11 protein-coding genes are annotated in these 17472 nt (G+C 59.7%); 7 read left to right on the top strand and 4 right to left on the bottom strand.

Annotated features, from left to right (window positions below; translation table 11 throughout):
• The first annotated feature begins 1088 nt into the window (after positions 1-1088).
• The 3 genes from CKW26_RS22840 to CKW26_RS22850 all read left to right on the top strand — a co-directional run bounded on the left by CKW26_RS22840 (position 1089) and on the right by CKW26_RS22850 (position 7819).
• Positions 1089-4541 carry an alpha/beta fold hydrolase gene (locus CKW26_RS22840; RefSeq protein ID WP_095050265.1) on the top strand — a complete coding sequence of 1151 codons (3453 nt, stop codon included), beginning with the start codon at positions 1089-1091 and terminating at the stop codon, positions 4539-4541.
• 139 nt (positions 4542-4680) lie between these two features.
• Complete coding sequence (locus CKW26_RS22845) at positions 4681-6549, top strand: hypothetical protein (protein ID WP_095050266.1); 1869 nt, start codon at positions 4681-4683, stop codon at positions 6547-6549.
• Positions 6550-6574: 25 nt separating this feature from the next.
• Positions 6575-7819: a metallophosphoesterase gene (locus CKW26_RS22850; RefSeq protein ID WP_095050267.1), complete on the top strand. Its 1245-nt coding sequence runs from the start codon at positions 6575-6577 to the stop codon at positions 7817-7819.
• Between the two features lie 123 nt (positions 7820-7942).
• Here the strand turns inward: CKW26_RS22850 and gbcA are convergent, their stop codons facing one another.
• Positions 7943-9238 (bottom strand): glycine-betaine demethylase subunit GbcA, encoded by a 1296-nt coding sequence (gene gbcA / locus CKW26_RS22855; protein WP_095050268.1) that lies wholly within the window; start codon positions 9236-9238, stop codon positions 7943-7945.
• 297 nt (positions 9239-9535) lie between these two features.
• Between gbcA and gbcB the strand changes: the two genes are divergently transcribed.
• A complete protein-coding gene (gene gbcB, locus CKW26_RS22865) occupies positions 9536-10636 on the top strand; it encodes a glycine-betaine demethylase subunit GbcB (protein WP_007911227.1) in 1101 nt (366 codons plus the stop codon).
• A 181-nt stretch (positions 10637-10817) separates the two neighbouring features.
• Here gbcB and CKW26_RS22870 read toward each other — a convergent pair whose 3' ends face one another.
• From CKW26_RS22870 to CKW26_RS22880, 3 genes are all read right to left on the bottom strand, one after another.
• Entirely contained in the window at positions 10818-11642 is an 825-nt protein-coding gene (locus CKW26_RS22870) for an NAD(P)-dependent oxidoreductase (RefSeq protein ID WP_095050269.1), read from the bottom strand.
• 294 nt (positions 11643-11936) lie between these two features.
• Positions 11937-12470, bottom strand: coding sequence for a transposase (locus tag CKW26_RS22875; RefSeq protein ID WP_095050270.1), 534 nt, complete (start codon positions 12468-12470; stop codon positions 11937-11939).
• A gap of 309 nt (positions 12471-12779) precedes the next feature.
• Positions 12780-13820, bottom strand: coding sequence for a low specificity L-threonine aldolase (locus CKW26_RS22880; protein ID WP_093429910.1), 1041 nt, complete (start codon positions 13818-13820; stop codon positions 12780-12782).
• Between the two features lie 126 nt (positions 13821-13946).
• On the opposite strand from CKW26_RS22880, the gene CKW26_RS22885 reads away from it, so the two are divergent.
• From CKW26_RS22885 to CKW26_RS22895, 3 genes are all read left to right on the top strand, one after another.
• Positions 13947-14657, top strand: coding sequence for a TraX family protein (locus tag CKW26_RS22885; RefSeq protein WP_095050271.1), 711 nt, complete (start codon positions 13947-13949; stop codon positions 14655-14657).
• 285 nt (positions 14658-14942) lie between these two features.
• A complete protein-coding gene (locus CKW26_RS22890) occupies positions 14943-16196 on the top strand; it encodes a serine hydroxymethyltransferase (protein ID WP_007913117.1) in 1254 nt (417 codons plus the stop codon).
• Positions 16197-16216: 20 nt separating this feature from the next.
• A complete protein-coding gene (locus CKW26_RS22895) occupies positions 16217-17467 on the top strand; it encodes a sarcosine oxidase subunit beta (protein WP_034155011.1) in 1251 nt (416 codons plus the stop codon).
• The last annotated feature ends 5 nt before the right edge of the window (positions 17468-17472 follow it).

Genomic DNA, 17472 nt, shown 5'->3' on the forward strand with positions numbered 1-17472 from the left:
CTAGGGTGGCGTACTCAAGCGTTACATCGACCTGAGAGATCGGCGTGAACTCAGGTCTGGCCAAGCTAAGGAAACCGCATAAGTCGCAAGTCGCTGCATATTTCCAATACACCTGGGTCGGCTCCCTCTCCCGGAGGGAGAGGGCTGGGGTGAGGGGGGCTGTTTACCCACAATCCCTGTTGGCGGATCTGTGGATAACGTGTTCGCCCATCCCTGCACCCCGCGCCAATCAAGCCCTACAGCCCTTTGATCAAAAAACAACCAGCCTAAGTCACGGATTTTCAGGGCTTTTTCGGCAGGATAACTCAGCAAGTTGCCCCCAATCTCTGTTGGCGTTTCTGTGGATAAGATGTTCGCTATCCGCTGAGACCCTTACTAAACGTGGCCTGCGAAGGATCGATCAAAAAACAATCAAATCATCTGTTTCAACGAAAAACTCCCGCACAAACCTCGATTTCACACAGCCTTCAACGCTTTTCCACAGACAAGACAAAGTTACCCCCGATCTCTGTTGGCGCTTCTGTGGATAACGTGTTTGCCATCCCCTACAGGCCTTACAGAACGTGGCTTGCAAGAATGTGATCAAAAAACAACCAATACGTCTGGCAAACCGTCATTCTGGATAAGTCACGATTTTTCTCTACAAATCAGCAAGTTATTTTTTTAATCATCCACAGTTACCCCCATTTGCTGTGGGTGGCTATGTGGATAACTTGTTCGTCAAACCCCGCAAGCCCCGTCCGGCATAGTCCAAATGGCAATTGATCACATTTCATACAGTTCTAAGACGTTGCCTTGACTTCGATTCCTGCGCTGTCTTCACTGCAATGGCACAAGGACAGCCGTCACTTATCCACATCAGGTTCTGGGAGAACGCATGATGGATAGTCAGCCGCACCGCCCCCCGCCCTCGCCACGCAAGCGCACGCTACGGCGCGCCGCCAATCAGCACGCTCGCCTGTAGCGCGCCCCACCCGCCAGACCGCTGTGCTGTCGCCGGACTTGATCCGGTGGCCAGGTGCCCGTCCGCCCATTGATTGCAGGCAACCGCAGAGTTGCCCCATCTGCCTGATTAGAGGAACCACCTCATGACACGGATCGCAACGCCCATCAGCGAGATCAAGGAACACTACGATGTGATTGTCATTGGTTCAGGCTACGGCGGCGGCATTGCTGCCTCGCGCCTGTCCCGTGCCGGCAAACGTGTGTGCCTGCTCGAACGCGGTCGGGAAATCCAGCCCGGCGAATACCCCAACACCATGATCGCCGCCACCGAGGAACTGCAGGTGCATGACCCGGACGGCCATATCGGCTCGCGCACCGGGCTGTTCGACTTGCATGTGAATGCCCAGCAGAACGTCGTGGTCGGTTGCGGCCTCGGCGGCACGTCGCTGATCAATGCCAACGTGGCCCTCGAACCGGAGCCGGGCGTATTCGACGATCCGCGCTGGCCGCAAGCGGTGCGTGAGCACCGCGATACGTTGCTCAAGGACGGTTATGCCCGCGCCCGGGAAATGCTCAAACCCAATCCCTACCCGAGCACTGCACCCAACCTGCCCAAACTCGACGCCAACAAGAAATCCGCGGAATACCTCAAGCAGGGCGCGCATTTCTACAAGCCGCCGATCAACGTGACCTTCGACAAGCTGCCAAACAACCTCAACCATGTCGGCGTCGAGCAACTGCCGTGCAACCAGTGCGGCGACTGCGTGTCGGGCTGTAACAACAAGGCCAAGAACACCACGCTGATGAACTATCTGCCGGACGCCTGGAACTACGGCGCGGAGATTTTCTGCCAGGCCGAAGTGCGGCACCTGGAGCGTGATGGTGAAGGCTGGATCGTGCACTTCCAGTACCTCGACAGCGGGCGGGAGATGTTCAACGCGCCGACGCTGTTCGTGAAGGCCGACATCGTCGTGGTCTCCGCCGGCACCCTCGGCTCCACGGAAATTCTTCTGCGCACGCGCGACAAAGGCGTGGTGATGTCCGCCCAGCTCGGCGAGAACATGAGCGGCAACGGCGACATCCTCGGCTTCGGCCACAACTGCGAGCAGACCATCAACGGCATCGGTTTCGGTGCGCACCCGGCCAAGGAACTGCACCCGGTCGGCCCGTGCATCACCTCGGTGATCGACATGCGCACGGAAGGCGACTGGCGCAGCCGCATGGTCATCGAGGAGGGCTCGATCCCCGGCGCGCTCGGCCGGCCGATGGTGCCGGCCATGGCCGGGTTTGCCGAGATGATAGGCGTCGCCACGGATGACAGCTTCAGCGGCAAGGTCAAATACAAGGCGCGTGAAGCGGAAAGCTTTCTGCGCGGCCCGTATTACGGCGCACTGCACAACATGCAGACTTACCTGATCATGAGCCACGACAGCGGCCAGGGACGGATGGTCCTCGACAACAAGGATCAACTGCGTATCGACTGGCCGGGCGTTGGCGAGCAGGAGAACTTCAAGCTCGGCAACGAGCGTTTGCACCAGAGCACCAAGGCGCTCGGCGGCGTGTGGGTGGAGAACCCGATCTGGACCAAATTGCTCAAGCACAGCATCGTTTCAGTCCACCCGTTGGGCGGTTGCGTGATGGGTGAAGACGCGGCGCAAGGCGTGGTCAATCACAAGGGGCAGGTGTTCAGCGGTGCCAGTGGCAGCGATGTTTACGCCAACCTGTACGTGACGGACGGTGCGGTGATTCCGACCTCGCTGGCGGTCAATCCGCTGCTGACCATCTCTGCTGTGAGTGAGCGCAACATGGGCCTGCTTGCCGCCGACCGTGGCTGGCAGATCGACTACACGCTGCCATCCGCACCGCGTAAACCAGTGGCACCGCCAACCCTCGGCGTGCAGTTCACCGAAACCATGAAGGGCTATTTCTCCCGGGCTTTCACTGAGGCGCAAAGCACCGACCTGAAAGTCTACGAAGCAGCGGCCAAACGCGGCGAGGCGGACAATTCGCCGATCGACTTCACCCTGACCATCACCGCCAACGACCTCAACCGCATGATCAAGGAACCCGAGCACGCGGCGACCATCGTTGGCACTGTCATCGCCCCAGCGCTGTCACCGCAGCCGCTGACCGCGAGCAACGGCGTGTTCAACCTGTTCGAACAATTCGAGCAACAGGTCGATACGCGCCACATGCAGTACGACATGAAACTGACCGCCGAGGACGGTAACGACTATTTCTTCAGCGCCTTCAAAACCGTGCCGGAAGACAACGGCGTGCTGAATATCTGGCATGACACCAGCACGCTGTACGTGACGCTGTATCGCGGGCCGGACAAGACCGGTGAGGTGATCGGTTCCGGGGTGATGCATATTCATCCGACCGATTTCGCCAAACAGATGACCACCATGAAAGTCCTCAATGCGCGCAACGAGCGCGAGCGCATTGAAGGCCTGGCGCGGTTCGGCAAGTTCTTCGCCGGGATCCTCTGGGAAAGTTACGGCGGGGTGTTTGCCGGCGATATCTACTTCAATCCCGACGCGCCGCCACGGTTGAAACGGCCCTTGGATGCGCCGACGCCGGCGGTGCATTTCTTCCCCACCGAAGACGGCGTTGAATTGCGCCTGACCCGGTATCAGGCCGGGAGCAAAGGCCCGGTGATGCTGGTGCATGGCTTGGGCGTGGGTTCGAATATCTTTTCCACCGACACCATCCAGACCAATCTGCTGGAATATCTGTGCAAGCACGACTACGACGTGTGGTTGCTGGATTTTCGCGTGAGTATCCTGTTGCCGGCGAGCAAGAAAGAGTGGAACGGCGACCAGATCGCCCAATACGATTTCAAGGCTGCCATCGCGCAGATTCAGCAGCAGACCCAGGCCAAGGACGTGCAGTGCGTGGTGCATTGCTACGGCGCAACGACCTTCTTCATGTCGTTGCTCGCCGGTTTGCAGGGTGTGCGTTCGGTGGTCTGCTCGCAGATTGCCGCTGACACCGTAGTTGCTACTGCCACAGGGCTGAAGGCCGGATTGCACCTGCCGGGGATGCTCGATGCGATCGGCATCAAGTCGATGACCGCTTACGCCGACAGCAAGGAAAACTGGTTCAACAGACTCTACGACAAGGCCCTCAACGGCTACGCGCGGATCGAGGCGCAGGGCTATTGCACCAATCCGGTGTGCCACCGGATCACCTTCATGTACGCGTCGCTGTATCGCCACGACACCCTCAACGAAACCCTGCACGACAACCTGCACGAGTTGTTCGGTGAGTCGAACATCGAAACCTTCGAGCACCTGGCGCTGATCGTGCGCAAAGGGCACCTGGTGGATTTCAAAGGCAACGATGTGTACATGCCGCACTTTGATCGACTGACCATGCCGATCTGTTTTATCAGCGGTGCCGACAACCAGTGCTACCTGCCGGAAAGCACCCTCAAGACCTACCAGCGCTTGTGCGAAATGCATGGGCCGGAGCGCTATAGCCGGCAAGTGGTGCCGGGCTACGGCCACATTGACTGCATGTTCGGCAAGAACGCGGTGGTCGATGTCTACCCGATCATCCTTGCACACCTGGAGAAAACCGCCCTCGGGTAGTCACTGATCGTTCCCACGTCGAGGCGTCGAACCGTCCGCGTGGGAATGCCGCCATGGACGCTCTGCGTCCGCTTGTGTGACGCAGAGCGTCACGGGATGCATTCCCACGCAGAGCGTGGGAACGATCAGGGGAACTGATATGGACAGCTACATCCGCTGGTTTCAACGCTTCATCTGGATAGGCATTGCGATGAACATGGTGTTCGCCCTCCCTGCGCTGTTCGCGCCGGGGTTGCTGACATCGGTGGTCGGGCTGCCGCCGCAACTCTCTGACCCATGGCTGGAGAACGCTGGGATGCTGCTGGTTGGCATCAGCGTGTTTTACATGCCGTCGGGTTTCAACGCGCCGCGTTACGTGGTGCATTCCTGGTTGTGTGTGCTGACGCGATTGATCGCGGTGATTTTCTGGATTTACCTGATCAACACCAGCTCTCAAGGCTCGGTATTCGTGCCGATGTTGATGGGCGATCTGAGCTTCTTTCTGATCCTCGGCATTCTGCTCTACCTCGGCACCGCGCCGGAGAACCGCCCTTGGGCATTGCTTTGCGATGGCTGGCGCGAGTGGCGCGCGGCATGGCAGCGGCAATGGCAGAGTCACGCCTTCAAGGTAGGCACGCTGATTGTCGTCGCGGTACTCGGTTTCATCGGTTACGAGACCTGGTATCAGATGCTCCGCGTCGTGCCTGAACAGCAATATGCCTCCGACGAAGACCACTACAAGTACGCTGCCATCGGCCTCGGCATCGAAGCGCGCATCCCGTATTACCTGTTCGCCGTGCTGCCGCAGATGTGCCCGGAGAAAATGCCCAAACCCGGTGGCTGGGAGGTTTTCGGTTTCCTCTTTGAAAACGGCAAGGATCTGCCGATCGGCATGGCCAAGCGGCAGATCGGCTACCCGACGGTAGAGCCGAACTGCGCGCTGTGCCATACCGGCTCCTACCGCGCCAATGCCAGCGACGTCGCCGTCAATGTGCCGAGCGCGCCGGCCAACACCCTGCAACTGCAAGCCTTCCAGTGGTTCGCTTACGATTGCGCCAGCGATCCGAAATTCACCACCGACGCGGTGATGGCGGCGATCAACAGCAAGTTTCAGTTGGGCTTCTTTGAGAAGCTCTACAACCGCTACCTGATCATGCCGATGGCCAAAAGCGCACTGCTCAAGCAGAAGCAGGCTTACGCCTGGCAAAAGCTGCGTCCGCAACAAGGCCCGGGCCGCACCGACACCTTCAATCCGACGAAAATGGTGGTGTTCGGCTTCCCGGATGACTCGACCATCGGCACCGTCGACCTGCCGCAAGTGTGGAACCAGAAACCCCGCGAATCGATGTACCTGCACTGGGACGGCAATAACAACAAGATCCACGAACGCAACTACGCCGCCGCGATGGCCGTGGGCGCAACGCCAGAATCGGTGTTGCCGCCGAGCTTCAACCGCGTGACCAACTGGCTGCTCGGGCACAAGGCGCCGGCGTGGCCGTGGGCGCTGGATCAGGCCAAGGTCGCCCAGGGCAAACCGATCTGGGAGGCCAACTGCGCGGCTTGTCATGACTTCGGGCGCGCCGATACCGGGCAGGTCACGACCAATATCGATCAGCTTGGCACTGATCCGCACCGGCTCGACTCGTTCACCACCGGTCTGGTGGCCGCGTTCCACACCTTCAAAAAACCGCCGTTCGATTTCGGCGCCTACCGCAAGACCCAGAGCTACAGCAACACGCCCACCGACGGCGTCTGGTTGCGCGCGCCGTACCTGCACAACGGCTCGGTGCCGACCCTATGGGACTTACTGCAACCGCCGGAAAAACGTCCGCAGGTGTTCATCACCGGCTCGGATATTTACGACCCGGTCAACGTCGGTTTCGTCACCAGCGGCGCCCAGGCCAAAGCCTCGGCGGACTTCAAATACGACACGCGGCTGGAGGGCAACCACAACAGCGGTCACCTGTACGGCACAACCCTGTCGGACGACGACAAGCGTGCATTGATCGAATTCATGAAAACCCTGTGAACCCTTACGGAGAGAGGATTACACCATGTCACTGGTCAGTCATTGGGAACACGAATACGACAAGGTCAAAGTGCGCATTCACGGCTTGTTCACGCGCATGGAAATGGCCTGGATGAAACTCATCAGCGAGCTCGAGCCGCAGGAGTTTCAGGCGATCATCAAGCTGCTGCAACGCGGGCATGATCAGGCGCAGTACGTGCTGAAGAACGGCGAGTTGCCGGACGACGAACCGAGCGTACCCTGGGAGCTGTCCCACGGTCTGTCGATCCTGCGCATCGGCAACGCCGCACCGTTGCCGCAGTCCACCGATCAACTGGCGACCCGGGTGCTCAAGGACGGCAGCCTGCTCGGCTGTCGCAAGTGGGAACTGCTGGATCTGCTGTGGAGCGAGGCGCTGCTGAAGTGGATCGAAAACCTGCGCCATCACGCGACCTTCGGTACTGACCCGGCGGTGGTGCAAATGGATCGCGACGTGACCCTGGCGATTGCCGGCGACTGGGGCACCGGGCCGTTCGACAGTCATGCGCCGGCGGTGTCGGTGGCCAATCAGATGCAACTGGCCCAGGCCGATTTCACCATTCATTTGGGCGATGTGTATTACGCCGGCAGTCATTCCCAGGAAGACGTCGACATGGCCGGTTGGCCGATGGGTACGCATGGCTCGTTTACCCTCAATTCCAACCACGAGATGTACAGCGGCGCCCACGGCTACTTCAAGGAACTGGCCAAGCGTTTTCCGGGGCAGCAGGGCACCAGTTACTTCGCCTTGATCAACGATGACTGGCTGGTGGTAGGGCTGGATTCTGCGTACGCGTCTGATGCGATGAATTTGTACATGGACGGCACTTTGAACGAGCCGCAGATCGCGTGGATGAAAGGCCTGCCAAAACGCAAAAAGCTCATGGTGCTCAGCCATCATCAGGGCTTCGATATTTCCGGGCACAACAAGACCGCGCTGTATCAACCGGTGTGCGATGCGCTGGGGCGCGAGCCGGATTATTGGTATTGGGGGCATCTGCACAACGGCATCGTGTATGCGCAGCAGGGTGGTTTGCATGCGCGTTGTGCCGGGCACGGGGCGATTCCCTATGGCAATGCCAGCGAGCTGGACGGGCATTCGCGGGTGTTGTGGTCGGAGACGCAGGATGCCAAGGACCCGGCATATCCGCTGCGGGTGTTGAACGGGTACGCGAAAATCAGGTTGGTGGGGGAGGAGATATTTGAGGAGTTTATTGGTGAGGATGGATCGGTGAGGTGGTCATCACACTGACTGATCGTTCCCACGCTCTGCGTGGGAACGCCTCAACGGACGCTCCGCGTTCGGCCTTTTGGGACGCAGAGCGTCCCGGGCTGCACTCCCACGCAGAGCGTGGGAACGATCAAGCAGAAGACATCAGCCCTGGACCGGGACACCTTTTAGGTACGGCGCAGGCTCGGCGCCGAGGTTGCTCAACAGGCGCTCGCTGTACCAGTCGACGAAGTTAACCACGCCAAACTCATAGGTCTTGGAGTAAGGCCCGGGCTGGTAGGCGGTGGAGTTGATCCCGCGCTGGTTCTCTTCGGCCAGGCGACGATCCTGATCGTTGGTCGCGTCCCACACCTGACGCATACGCTCCACGTCGTAATCGACACCCTCAACCGCATCCTTGTGCACCAGCCATTTGGTGGTGACCATGGTTTCCTGCGCGCTGATCGGCCACACGGTGAAGACGATGATGTGGTCGCCCATGCAGTGGTTCCACGAGTGCGGCAGGTGCAGGATGCGCATCGAACCCAGATCCGGGTTCTTGATCCGGCCCATCAGTTTCGCGCAGCCCTGTTTGCCGTCGAGGGTCATCGACACGGTGCCCTTGAGCAGCGGCATGCGCACGATGCGGTTGCGCAGGCCAAAGCTGGCGTGGGCGTAAGGGATTTTCTCAGCTTCCCAGGCAGCAGCGGACGCAGCAACGTGATCCTTGAACGCTTGATCGGCGCGCGGGTCGGTGACGTCGTCCCACTCCAGCAGGGTTTTCAGCAGTTCCGGGTGAGACGCGTTGCAGTGGTAGCACTCGCGGTTGTTTTCCAGCACCAGTTTCCAGTTGGCCTTTTCCATCAAGGTGGTGGTGATCGCCACCTTGGTGTTCTCCATGTCGTACGGTTCCATGTAGTGGTTCAGCGTCGCCAGGAAGTCATCAATGGCCGGTGGATTCTCCGCTAGGCTGATGAAGATATAGCCGCCAGCAGTCTTCACGTTCACCGGTTTGAGGCCATATTGCTTCATGTCGAAGTCGGCGCCCATCTCGGTGCCGGCGAACAGCAGGCGACCGTCCAGCTCGTACGTCCACTGGTGGTAGTGGCAGACCAGTTTGGCAACCTTGCCTTTTTCGCTGGTGCACAGTCGCGAACCACGGTGGCGGCAGACGTTATGGAACGCGTGCACCACGCCTTCGGCGCCACGGATAACGATGATCGGGTTTTTGCCGATCTGCAGGGTCAGGTAGTTGCCCTTGGCCGGGATCTCGCAGGTCATGCCGGCGATCAACCACTCTTTCTGGAAGATCTCCTGCATGTCGATATCGAACAGCCGCTCGTCGCTATAGAACGGTTGCGGCAGCGAAAACGTGCGCTCGCGCTCCTGGAGCATTTGTGCGGTGGCCTTGCGTGCGGGTTCCAGCGGATCGCCCAGGCTGATTTTTGCGGTGACGTCCATCGATGTGATCCTCATGGCCATCTGCGTGGCCGGCGAAAAGTGGCTGATCAGGTGTGCTGCTAACGGTTGCTACGCAAGGTGTAAAGAATCTGTATTGGTGTTGGGGCGAGTGTGGGGCCGGCGCTGCCGCGAACCTTATCCATGGGCGACATGGTGCAATCTGTTCCCGACGCGCAACCCCCGGTGGTTGGGGGCTGGTCGCGATAAGTATGCCGATGTCGCGGATAGGTAAACGGGCGGTTCGCGCTATACGCAGAATCGCCGACATGAGGCCGACAGTCGGCCGTGGAGAACAGCATGTCCAACAGCTTCCTGAATCCGGTCACCACCCAGACCTGGGCCAATGGCCGACACATCGTCCGTTGCGTCAAAGTCATCCAGGAAACCTGGGACGTGCGCACCTTCTGCTTTATGGCCGATCAGCCGATCCTGTTCTTCTTCAAGCCCGGGCAGTTCGTGACCCTGGAGCTGGAAATCGAAGGCCAGCCGATCATGCGCTCGTACACGATCTCCAGTTCGCCGTCGGTGCCGTACAGCTTTTCGGTGACGATCAAACGGGTGCCGGGCGGTAAGGTTTCCAACTGGCTGCACGATACGCTGCATGAAGGCCAGGAGCTGGCGGTGCACGGGCCGGTCGGGCTGTTCAATGCCATCGACTTTCCGAGCCCGAAAGTGCTGTACCTCAGCGGCGGCGTCGGGATCACGCCGTGCATGTCGATGGCGCGTTGGTTCTACGACACTAACGCCAACGTCGACATGACCTTTATCCACAGCGCGCGCTCGCCGAAAGACATCATTTACCACCGCGAGCTGGAACACATGGCGTCGCGGATTGACAACTTCAGCCTGCACCTGATTTGCGAGAAGCACGGCTTGGGCGAGCCGTGGGCCGGGTATCGCGGCTACCTCAATCACAAGATGCTTGAGTTGATGGTGCCGGACTTCCTTGAGCGCGAAGTGTTCTGCTGCGGCCCGACGCCGTACATGAACGCGGTCAAGCGCCTGCTGGAAGTGGCCGGTTACGACATGTCGCGTTATCACGAGGAATCCTTCGGTGCTACGCCACCGGAAGCTCGTGCCGATGCGGTCGAGCAAGCCGAACAGGCAGCCGATGCGCCAGAAATCGATGCAGCGGATCTGCATCAGGTCGAATTCACTTCGTCGGGCAAGAGCATTCGTGTTGCACCGGGCGAGACGGTGCATGCGGCGGCGGCCAAGCTGGGGTTGATGATTCCGAAGGCGTGCGGGATGGGCATTTGCGGGACGTGCAAGGTGCTCAAGCTGGGCGGCGAGGTGGAGATGGAGCACAACGGCGGGATTACCGAGGACGATGAGGCGGAAGGTTTTATCTTGTCTTGCTGCAGTGTGCCTAAAGGGGATGTGCGAATCGATTTTTGAGTGGGGCGAATTTTTGCGTACGGCTTGTCCCTCACCCCAGCCCTCTCCCAGAGGGAGAGGGGGCCGATTTTTAGGCTTTTCAAAATGTGAGTTCGGCGGGGAATTTCACGTCGGCGTAGCTCTGATAAACACCACGGTCAGTCCCCTCTCCCTCCGGGAGAGGGCTAGGGTGAGGGGCTTTTCAGTCGATAAACAAATCCGGCATGAGTGCCGCGTCGCTTTCTCGATCAAAGCGATATTGACCGAACTCCGTCACACCGCTCTCCCGCAAAATCTCCTCATCAATCAACAACCGCCCGGTAATCTGCCGCCCGCTGCTATCCAGAATCACATGCGCCGCATCCGCCATGATCGCTGGCGTTCGCGCCTGCTTGAACGACTCCCGATTACCCAACTGAAATTCAATCGCCGCCGTCGCAATCATCGTCTGCGGCCACAACGAATTGACACTGATCCCGTAACTGGCAAATTCCTCGCTCATCCCGATCGTCAGCATGCTCATGCCGTATTTGGTCACGGTGTAAGGGCTGAACTGTGCAAACCATTTGCTCGCCAGATTTAGCGGCGGCGACAGGTTGAGAATGTGCCCGGCGGACTTTTTCAGATAAGGCAGGGCGGCCTGGCTGCACAGCAACACCGCGCGGGTGTTGATCTGGTGCATCAGGTCGAAGCGTTTGAGCTCGATGTGTTGCACACCGGTGAGTTTGATCGCCCCGGCGTTGTTCACCAATGCATCGATGCCGCCGAAATGTTCGTTGGCCTGAGCCAGTGCCTGGCGTACGGCGTCTTCATCACGCACATCGACTTGCAGGGCCAAAGCCTTGCCGCCCGCTGCTTCGACTTCCGCTGCGACGCTGTGAATGGTCCCGGGTAACTTTGCGTGGGGTTCGGCGCTCTTCGCCGCAATCACGATATTGGCCCCGTCCCGGGCGGCCCGTAGCGCAATCTCACGGCCAATGCCACGGCTGGCGCCGGTGATGAACAGGGTTTTGCCTTGTAACGACATGCCGATGCTCCTGCTTATTGTTATGTGAGCGGAGGGCTCGACAGACAATGTAGACCAAGTCTTTCAGGGCAGAAGGAAGGCGTTTGATCGTTCCCACGCTCCGCGTAGGAATGCAGCCGTCGACGCTCCGGGTCATAGCGGTGTTAAGCATGTCGACAGTGGTGAGGCTGGAACGCGGAGCGTTCGGAGAGGCATTCCCACGCGGAGCGTGGGAACGATCAGTGGGGTGGAGTCGGATCTGATCGTTCCTACGCTCTGCGTGGGAATGCAGCCCGGGACGCTCCGCGTCCCATTTCAATACCAGCACTGAACCTCAATCAGCCCCGGCATTCCCGTGTAGTTTCTGGCACTCGAATAACGCCAATGCTCTGGCAAATCCACATACCCGCGTTTCACCGGGTTGTTGTGGATGTATTCAAGCTTCTGGCGCATGACCGATTCGCTATAAACCATCTCAGCGTGGGAGCCTTCCTGCCACAACTGGTAAACCCGGTCTTGCTTGTGCGCACGTTTGCTAAAGCGCAGACGTTGCAGGGCTTTGTCTGCACCTTTGCTTTGCAGATCATCGATGATTTGTCGCTCGGTGAAAGATTTGAACTGGCTGAGGCATTTACTCAGGTCGGGCGCCTGAGCGACGAAGTGAAGATGGTTTTCCAGAATCACGTAGCCGTACAGCTTCAAGTCATGGTGGGTCTGTTGATAACGCCAGCAGTTGAGCAGGTGGTCGACGATGTAGGGACGGATGAACAGCGGCAACCACTCCATGACCGTGCAGGTCAGAAAATGTGGCTTGTCGGTTTCGGTAAGGGTGTAGCGGCTGCGGCCCATGGGATTCTTCCTTGAATCTTGCGGTGCATTGGAGATGGAACGCGGAGCGTCCCGGGGTGCGTTACCACGCGGAGCGTGGGAACGATCAGGATGAGGCGGGTGGCATGTTCTCGCTAGAAGAGAAGTCTGGTGTTGCGGTGGGAAAAATCATTCCCGATCGAAGATCGTTTCCACGCTCTGCGTGGGAATGCAGCCGTCGACGCTCTGCGTCATAGCGGTGTTAAGCATGTCGACAGTGGTGAGGCGGGAACGCGGAGCGTCCCGGGAGGCATTCCCACGCGGAGCGTGGGAACGATCAGTGCAGGGGGATCAGGCGGACATGACTTCGCGGATGTCGCGGGCCAGTTCGCGGACGCGTTCTTCTTCGGTGTCCCAGGAGCACATGAAGCGCGCGCCGCCCTTGCCGATGAAGGTGTAGAAGCGCCAGTTCTTCGCGGTCAGCGCGGCGATGGCCGGTTCCGACAGTTGCAGGAACACGCCGTTGGCCTGGACCGGGAACATCAGTTCGACGCCTGGAATGTCGCTGACCAGCTCGGCCAGCAGTTGCGCGCAGTGGTTGGCGTGGCGGGCGTATTTCAGCCAGGCACCGTTTTCGAGAATGCCGACCCAGGGTGCCGAGAGGAAACGCATTTTCGACGCCAGTTGTCCGGCCTGTTTGCAGCGGTAATCGAAATCTTCGGCCAATTTGTGGTTGAAGAACAGGATCGCTTCACCCACGGCCATGCCGTTCTTGGTGCCGCCGAAGCACAGCACATCGACACCGGCCTTCCAGGTCAGATCCGCCGGCGAGCAGCCGAGGAAGGCGCAGGCGTTGGAGAAACGCGCGCCGTCCATGTGCAGGTGCAGACCCAGTTCTTTGCAAGTGGCGCTGATGGCGCGGACTTCTTCCGGGGTGTAGACACTACCGACTTCAGTGGCTTGGGTCAGGGTCACCACACGCGGTTTCGGGTAGTGAATGTCCTGGCGCTTGAGCGCGACTTCGCGGATCGATTGCGGGGTGATCTTGCCGTTTTCGGTGCCGGCGATCAGCAGTTTCGAGCCGTTGGAGAAAAATTCCGGGGCGCCGCATTCGTCAGTTTCGACGTGGGCGGTTTCCGAGCAGATCACGCTGTGGTAACTCTGGCACAGCGACGACAGGGCCAGCGAGTTGGCGGCGGTGCCGTTGAAGGCGAAGAACACTTCGCAGTCGGTTTCAAACAATTGGCGGAAATGGTCGGCCGCGCGTGCGGTCCATTCATCGTCGCCATACGCGCGCTGGTGGCCGTGGTTGGCCTGTTCCATTGCAGCCCAGGCTTCAGGGCAGATACCGGAGTAGTTGTCGCTGGCGAATTGTTGGCTCTTGTCGGTCATGGCCGGCTTCCGTGGTCGAGACTCTTGTGAAGGCTCGTGGTCAATGAGGGTGCGCACTTTACCGAAGATCTTCCGGGGAGCACACGGGATGTCACGTTCAGGAAATTACCAGTTTGTAGGACGATTATGCACTTGAGCAAACGCGACGGCGCACTGGATCTGCTCAAGTGGCTGGCGCTGCTGTGCATGTTGCTCGATCACCTGCGATATGCCGGGTTCTCCGCCGATTGGCTGTATGTGCCTGGGCGGCTGGCGTTTCCGTGGTTTTGCCTGGCGATGGCGGCGAATCTGGCGCGCGCCGGGTCGCGGAGGATGGAATGGCGCTATCTGGGCTGGTTGATGCTGTTCAGTGCAGTCAGTGAGATTCCCTATCGGCTGTACATTCCTGAGCCCGATACGTTGAACGTGATGCCGACGCTGGCGTTGGGCTTGCTGGTGGCGCGGGGGTGGCAGGATCCCTCGATCATGTCGCGATTGCTCGGTGTTGCTGTGCTGGTGCTGGCCGCCATGTTTCCGGAACGGCTGATGTTCGGTTTCTTCGGGATTCTGCTACCGCTGGCAATGCTGTTGGTGTTTCGCCGTCCGTGGTACTTCAGCTTCCTGCCGGGTTTGATATGCCTCGCAGCGAATCAATGGCAAGTGCTGTACGACTCGGCGAGGTTCGGCAGTAGCGTCGCCATTCTCGGTATTGCGACATGCCTGTTTGCGCCAATGCTAGGAATGTTCCTGTTGCGACATGGGCGATATCTCCAGCCGACACCGATGCGGCGCTGGGCCTATACCCTTTATCCCGCGCATTTTCTCCTCTTGCTACTTATCCGCCAGGTCGCCGCATAACCCTGTGGGAGCTGGCTTGCCAGCGATAGCGGTGGGTCAGCCACCATCAATGCCGGATGTGCCGCCGCCATCGCTGGCAAGCCAGCTCCCACAAGGTTCTCCAGTGTTTTCGAGATCGAGTCTGGCAATGGCATTTCAGGCCATGTCGTAAACGCACCTTTGCGTGGCGCGCGCAGGCATTTGAGCTGTCTGCGCCGGTCATACCATCGGCATCAAAGGGCACTGCCTTCATTGCCAGTGCCTTACCGAGACGAATGGCGCACAGATGCCGCTGGGAGAGACGCGATGTTCAGCAAGCAAGACCAGATCCAGGGTTACGACGATGCACTGCTGGCGGCGATGAATGCCGAGGAGCAACGTCAGGAAGATCACATCGAGCTGATCGCGTCGGAGAACTACACCAGCAAACGCGTGATGCAAGCGCAAGGCAGCGGCCTGACCAACAAATACGCCGAAGGCTACCCGGGCAAGCGCTACTACGGTGGCTGCGAGCATGTGGATAAAGTTGAAGCACTGGCCATCGAACGCGCCAAGCAACTGTTCGGCGCCGATTACGCCAACGTCCAGCCGCACTCCGGTTCTTCGGCCAACAGCGCCGTGTACCTGGCGCTGATCCAGCCAGGCGACACCATCCTCGGCATGAGCCTGGCCCACGGCGGGCACCTGACCCACGGCGCGAAAGTGTCGTCTTCGGGCAAGCTCTACAACGCCGTGCAGTACGGCATCAACACCGACACCGGGCTGATCGATTACGACGAAGTCGAGCGTCTCGCCGTCGAATCCAAGCCGAAAATGATCGTCGCCGGTTTCTCCGCTTACTCGAAGACCCTGGACTTCCCGCGCTTCCGTCAAATCGCTGACAAGGTCGGCGCGCTGCTGTTCGTCGACATGGCCCACGTTGCCGGTCTGGTCGCCGCCGGTCTGTACCCGAACCCGCTGCCGTACGCCGACGTGGTCACCACCACCACGCACAAAACTTTGCGCGGTCCACGTGGCGGGCTGATCCTGGCCAAGTCCAACGAAGAAATCGAGAAGAAGCTCAACGCTGCCGTGTTCCCCGGCGCCCAGGGCGGCCCGCTGATGCACGTCATCGCCGGTAAAGCCGTGTGCTTCAAGGAAGCGCTGGAGCCCGGCTTCAAGGCGTATCAGCAACAAGTGATCGACAACGCTCAGGCGATGGCCAGCGTGTTTATCAAACGTGGCTACGATGTAGTGTCCGGCGGCACCGACAACCACTTGTTCCTGGTCAGCCTGATCCGTCAGGGCCTGACCGGCAAAGACGCCGACGCCGCCCTCGGCCGCGCGCACATCACCGTCAACAAGAACGCCGTGCCGAACGATCCGCAGTCGCCATTCGTGACCTCGGGCCTGCGCATCGGCACCCCGGCCGTCACAACTCGCGGCTTCAAGGTGACCCAGTGCGAAGTGTTGGCCGGCTGGATCTGCGACATCCTCGACAACCTCGGCGATGCCGATGTTGAGGCCAATGTTGCCCAGCAAGTGTCGGCCCTGTGCGCAGACTTCCCGGTTTATCGCTGAGTGTTCTGGAGTAACTGACTATGCAACGCTATTCGGGCTTCGGCCTCTTCAAACACTCCCTCAGCCACCACGAAAACTGGCAGCGCATGTGGCGCACGCCGACGCCGAAGAAGGTCTACGACGTGGTCATCGTCGGCGGCGGCGGGCACGGTCTGGCGACGGCTTACTACTTGGCCAAAGAACACGGCATCACCAACGTCGCCGTGGTCGAGAAGGGCTGGCTGGGCGGCGGTAACACCGCGCGCAACACCACCATCGTGCGGTCCAACTACCTGTGGGACGAGTCGGCGCACCTGTACGAACACGCGATGAAATTGTGGGAAGGCCTGTCGCAGGATCTCAACTACAACGTGATGTTCTCCCAGCGTGGCGTCTACAACCTGTGCCACACCCTGCAGGACATCCGTGATTCCGAGCGTCGGGTCAGCGCCAACCGCCTCAATGGCGTCGATGGCGAACTGCTCAACGCCAAGCAAGTCGCTGACGAGATTCCGTACCTCGACTGCTCGAAAAATACTCGCTACCCAGTGTTGGGCGCGACTGTTCAGCGTCGCGGCGGCGTTGCCCGTCACGATGCCGTGGCCTGGGGCTTTGCCCGTGCCGCTGACGCCCTCGGTGTCGACTTGATCCAGCAGACCGAAGTGATCGGCTTCCGCAAGGAAAACGGCGTGTGCATCGGTGTCGAAACCAACAAGGGCTTCATCGGCGCCAAGCGCGTCGGCGTGGTCACGGCCGGTAACTCCGGGCACATGGCCAAACTCGCCGGTTTCCGCCTGCCGATCGAATCCCACCCGCTGCAAGCGCTAGTGTCCGAGCCGATCAAACCGATTATCGACAGCGTGATCATGTCCAACGCCGTGCACGGTTACATCAGCCAGTCCGACAAGGGCGACCTGGTGATCGGCGCCGGTATCGACGGCTACAACGGCTACGGCCAGCGTGGTTCGTACCCGGTGATCGAACACACCATTCAGGCCATCGTCGAGATGTTCCCGGTGTTGTCCCGCGTACGCATGAACCGCCAGTGGGGCGGCATCGTCGACACCACCCCGGACGCTTGCCCGATCATTTCGAAAACCCCGGTACCGAACATGTTCTTCAACTGCGGTTGGGGCACCGGTGGCTTCAAGGCCACACCTGGCTCGGGCAACGTGTTTGCCGCGAGTCTGGCCAAGGGTGAAATGCACCCGTTGGCCGCACCGTTTTCCATCGACCGTTTCCACAACGGCGCACTCATCGACGAACACGGCGCTGCTGCCGTCGCCCACTAACAGGA

Source organism: Pseudomonas sp. Irchel s3h9 (assembly GCF_900187475.1).
GTDB classification, from domain to species: Bacteria; Pseudomonadota; Gammaproteobacteria; order Pseudomonadales; family Pseudomonadaceae; genus Aquipseudomonas; species Aquipseudomonas neuropathica.

Bases quoted from the DNA above. Each gene is read 5' to 3' on its own strand.
- CKW26_RS22840 (WP_095050265.1), top strand. From the start codon at position 1,089: ATGACACGGATCGCAACGCCCATCAGCGAGATCAAGGAACACTACGAT.
- CKW26_RS22845 (WP_095050266.1), top strand. From the start codon at position 4,681: ATGGACAGCTACATCCGCTGGTTTCAACGCTTCATCTGGATAGGCATT.
- CKW26_RS22850 (WP_095050267.1), top strand. From the start codon at position 6,575: ATGTCACTGGTCAGTCATTGGGAACACGAATACGACAAGGTCAAAGTG.
- gbcA (WP_095050268.1), bottom strand. From the start codon at position 9,238: ATGGACGTCACCGCAAAAATCAGCCTGGGCGATCCGCTGGAACCCGCA.
- gbcB (WP_007911227.1), top strand. From the start codon at position 9,536: ATGTCCAACAGCTTCCTGAATCCGGTCACCACCCAGACCTGGGCCAAT.
- CKW26_RS22870 (WP_095050269.1), bottom strand. From the start codon at position 11,642: ATGTCGTTACAAGGCAAAACCCTGTTCATCACCGGCGCCAGCCGTGGC.
- CKW26_RS22875 (WP_095050270.1), bottom strand. From the start codon at position 12,470: ATGGGCCGCAGCCGCTACACCCTTACCGAAACCGACAAGCCACATTTT.
- CKW26_RS22880 (WP_093429910.1), bottom strand. From the start codon at position 13,820: ATGACCGACAAGAGCCAACAATTCGCCAGCGACAACTACTCCGGTATC.
- CKW26_RS22885 (WP_095050271.1), top strand. From the start codon at position 13,947: ATGCACTTGAGCAAACGCGACGGCGCACTGGATCTGCTCAAGTGGCTG.
- CKW26_RS22890 (WP_007913117.1), top strand. From the start codon at position 14,943: ATGTTCAGCAAGCAAGACCAGATCCAGGGTTACGACGATGCACTGCTG.
- CKW26_RS22895 (WP_034155011.1), top strand. From the start codon at position 16,217: ATGCAACGCTATTCGGGCTTCGGCCTCTTCAAACACTCCCTCAGCCAC.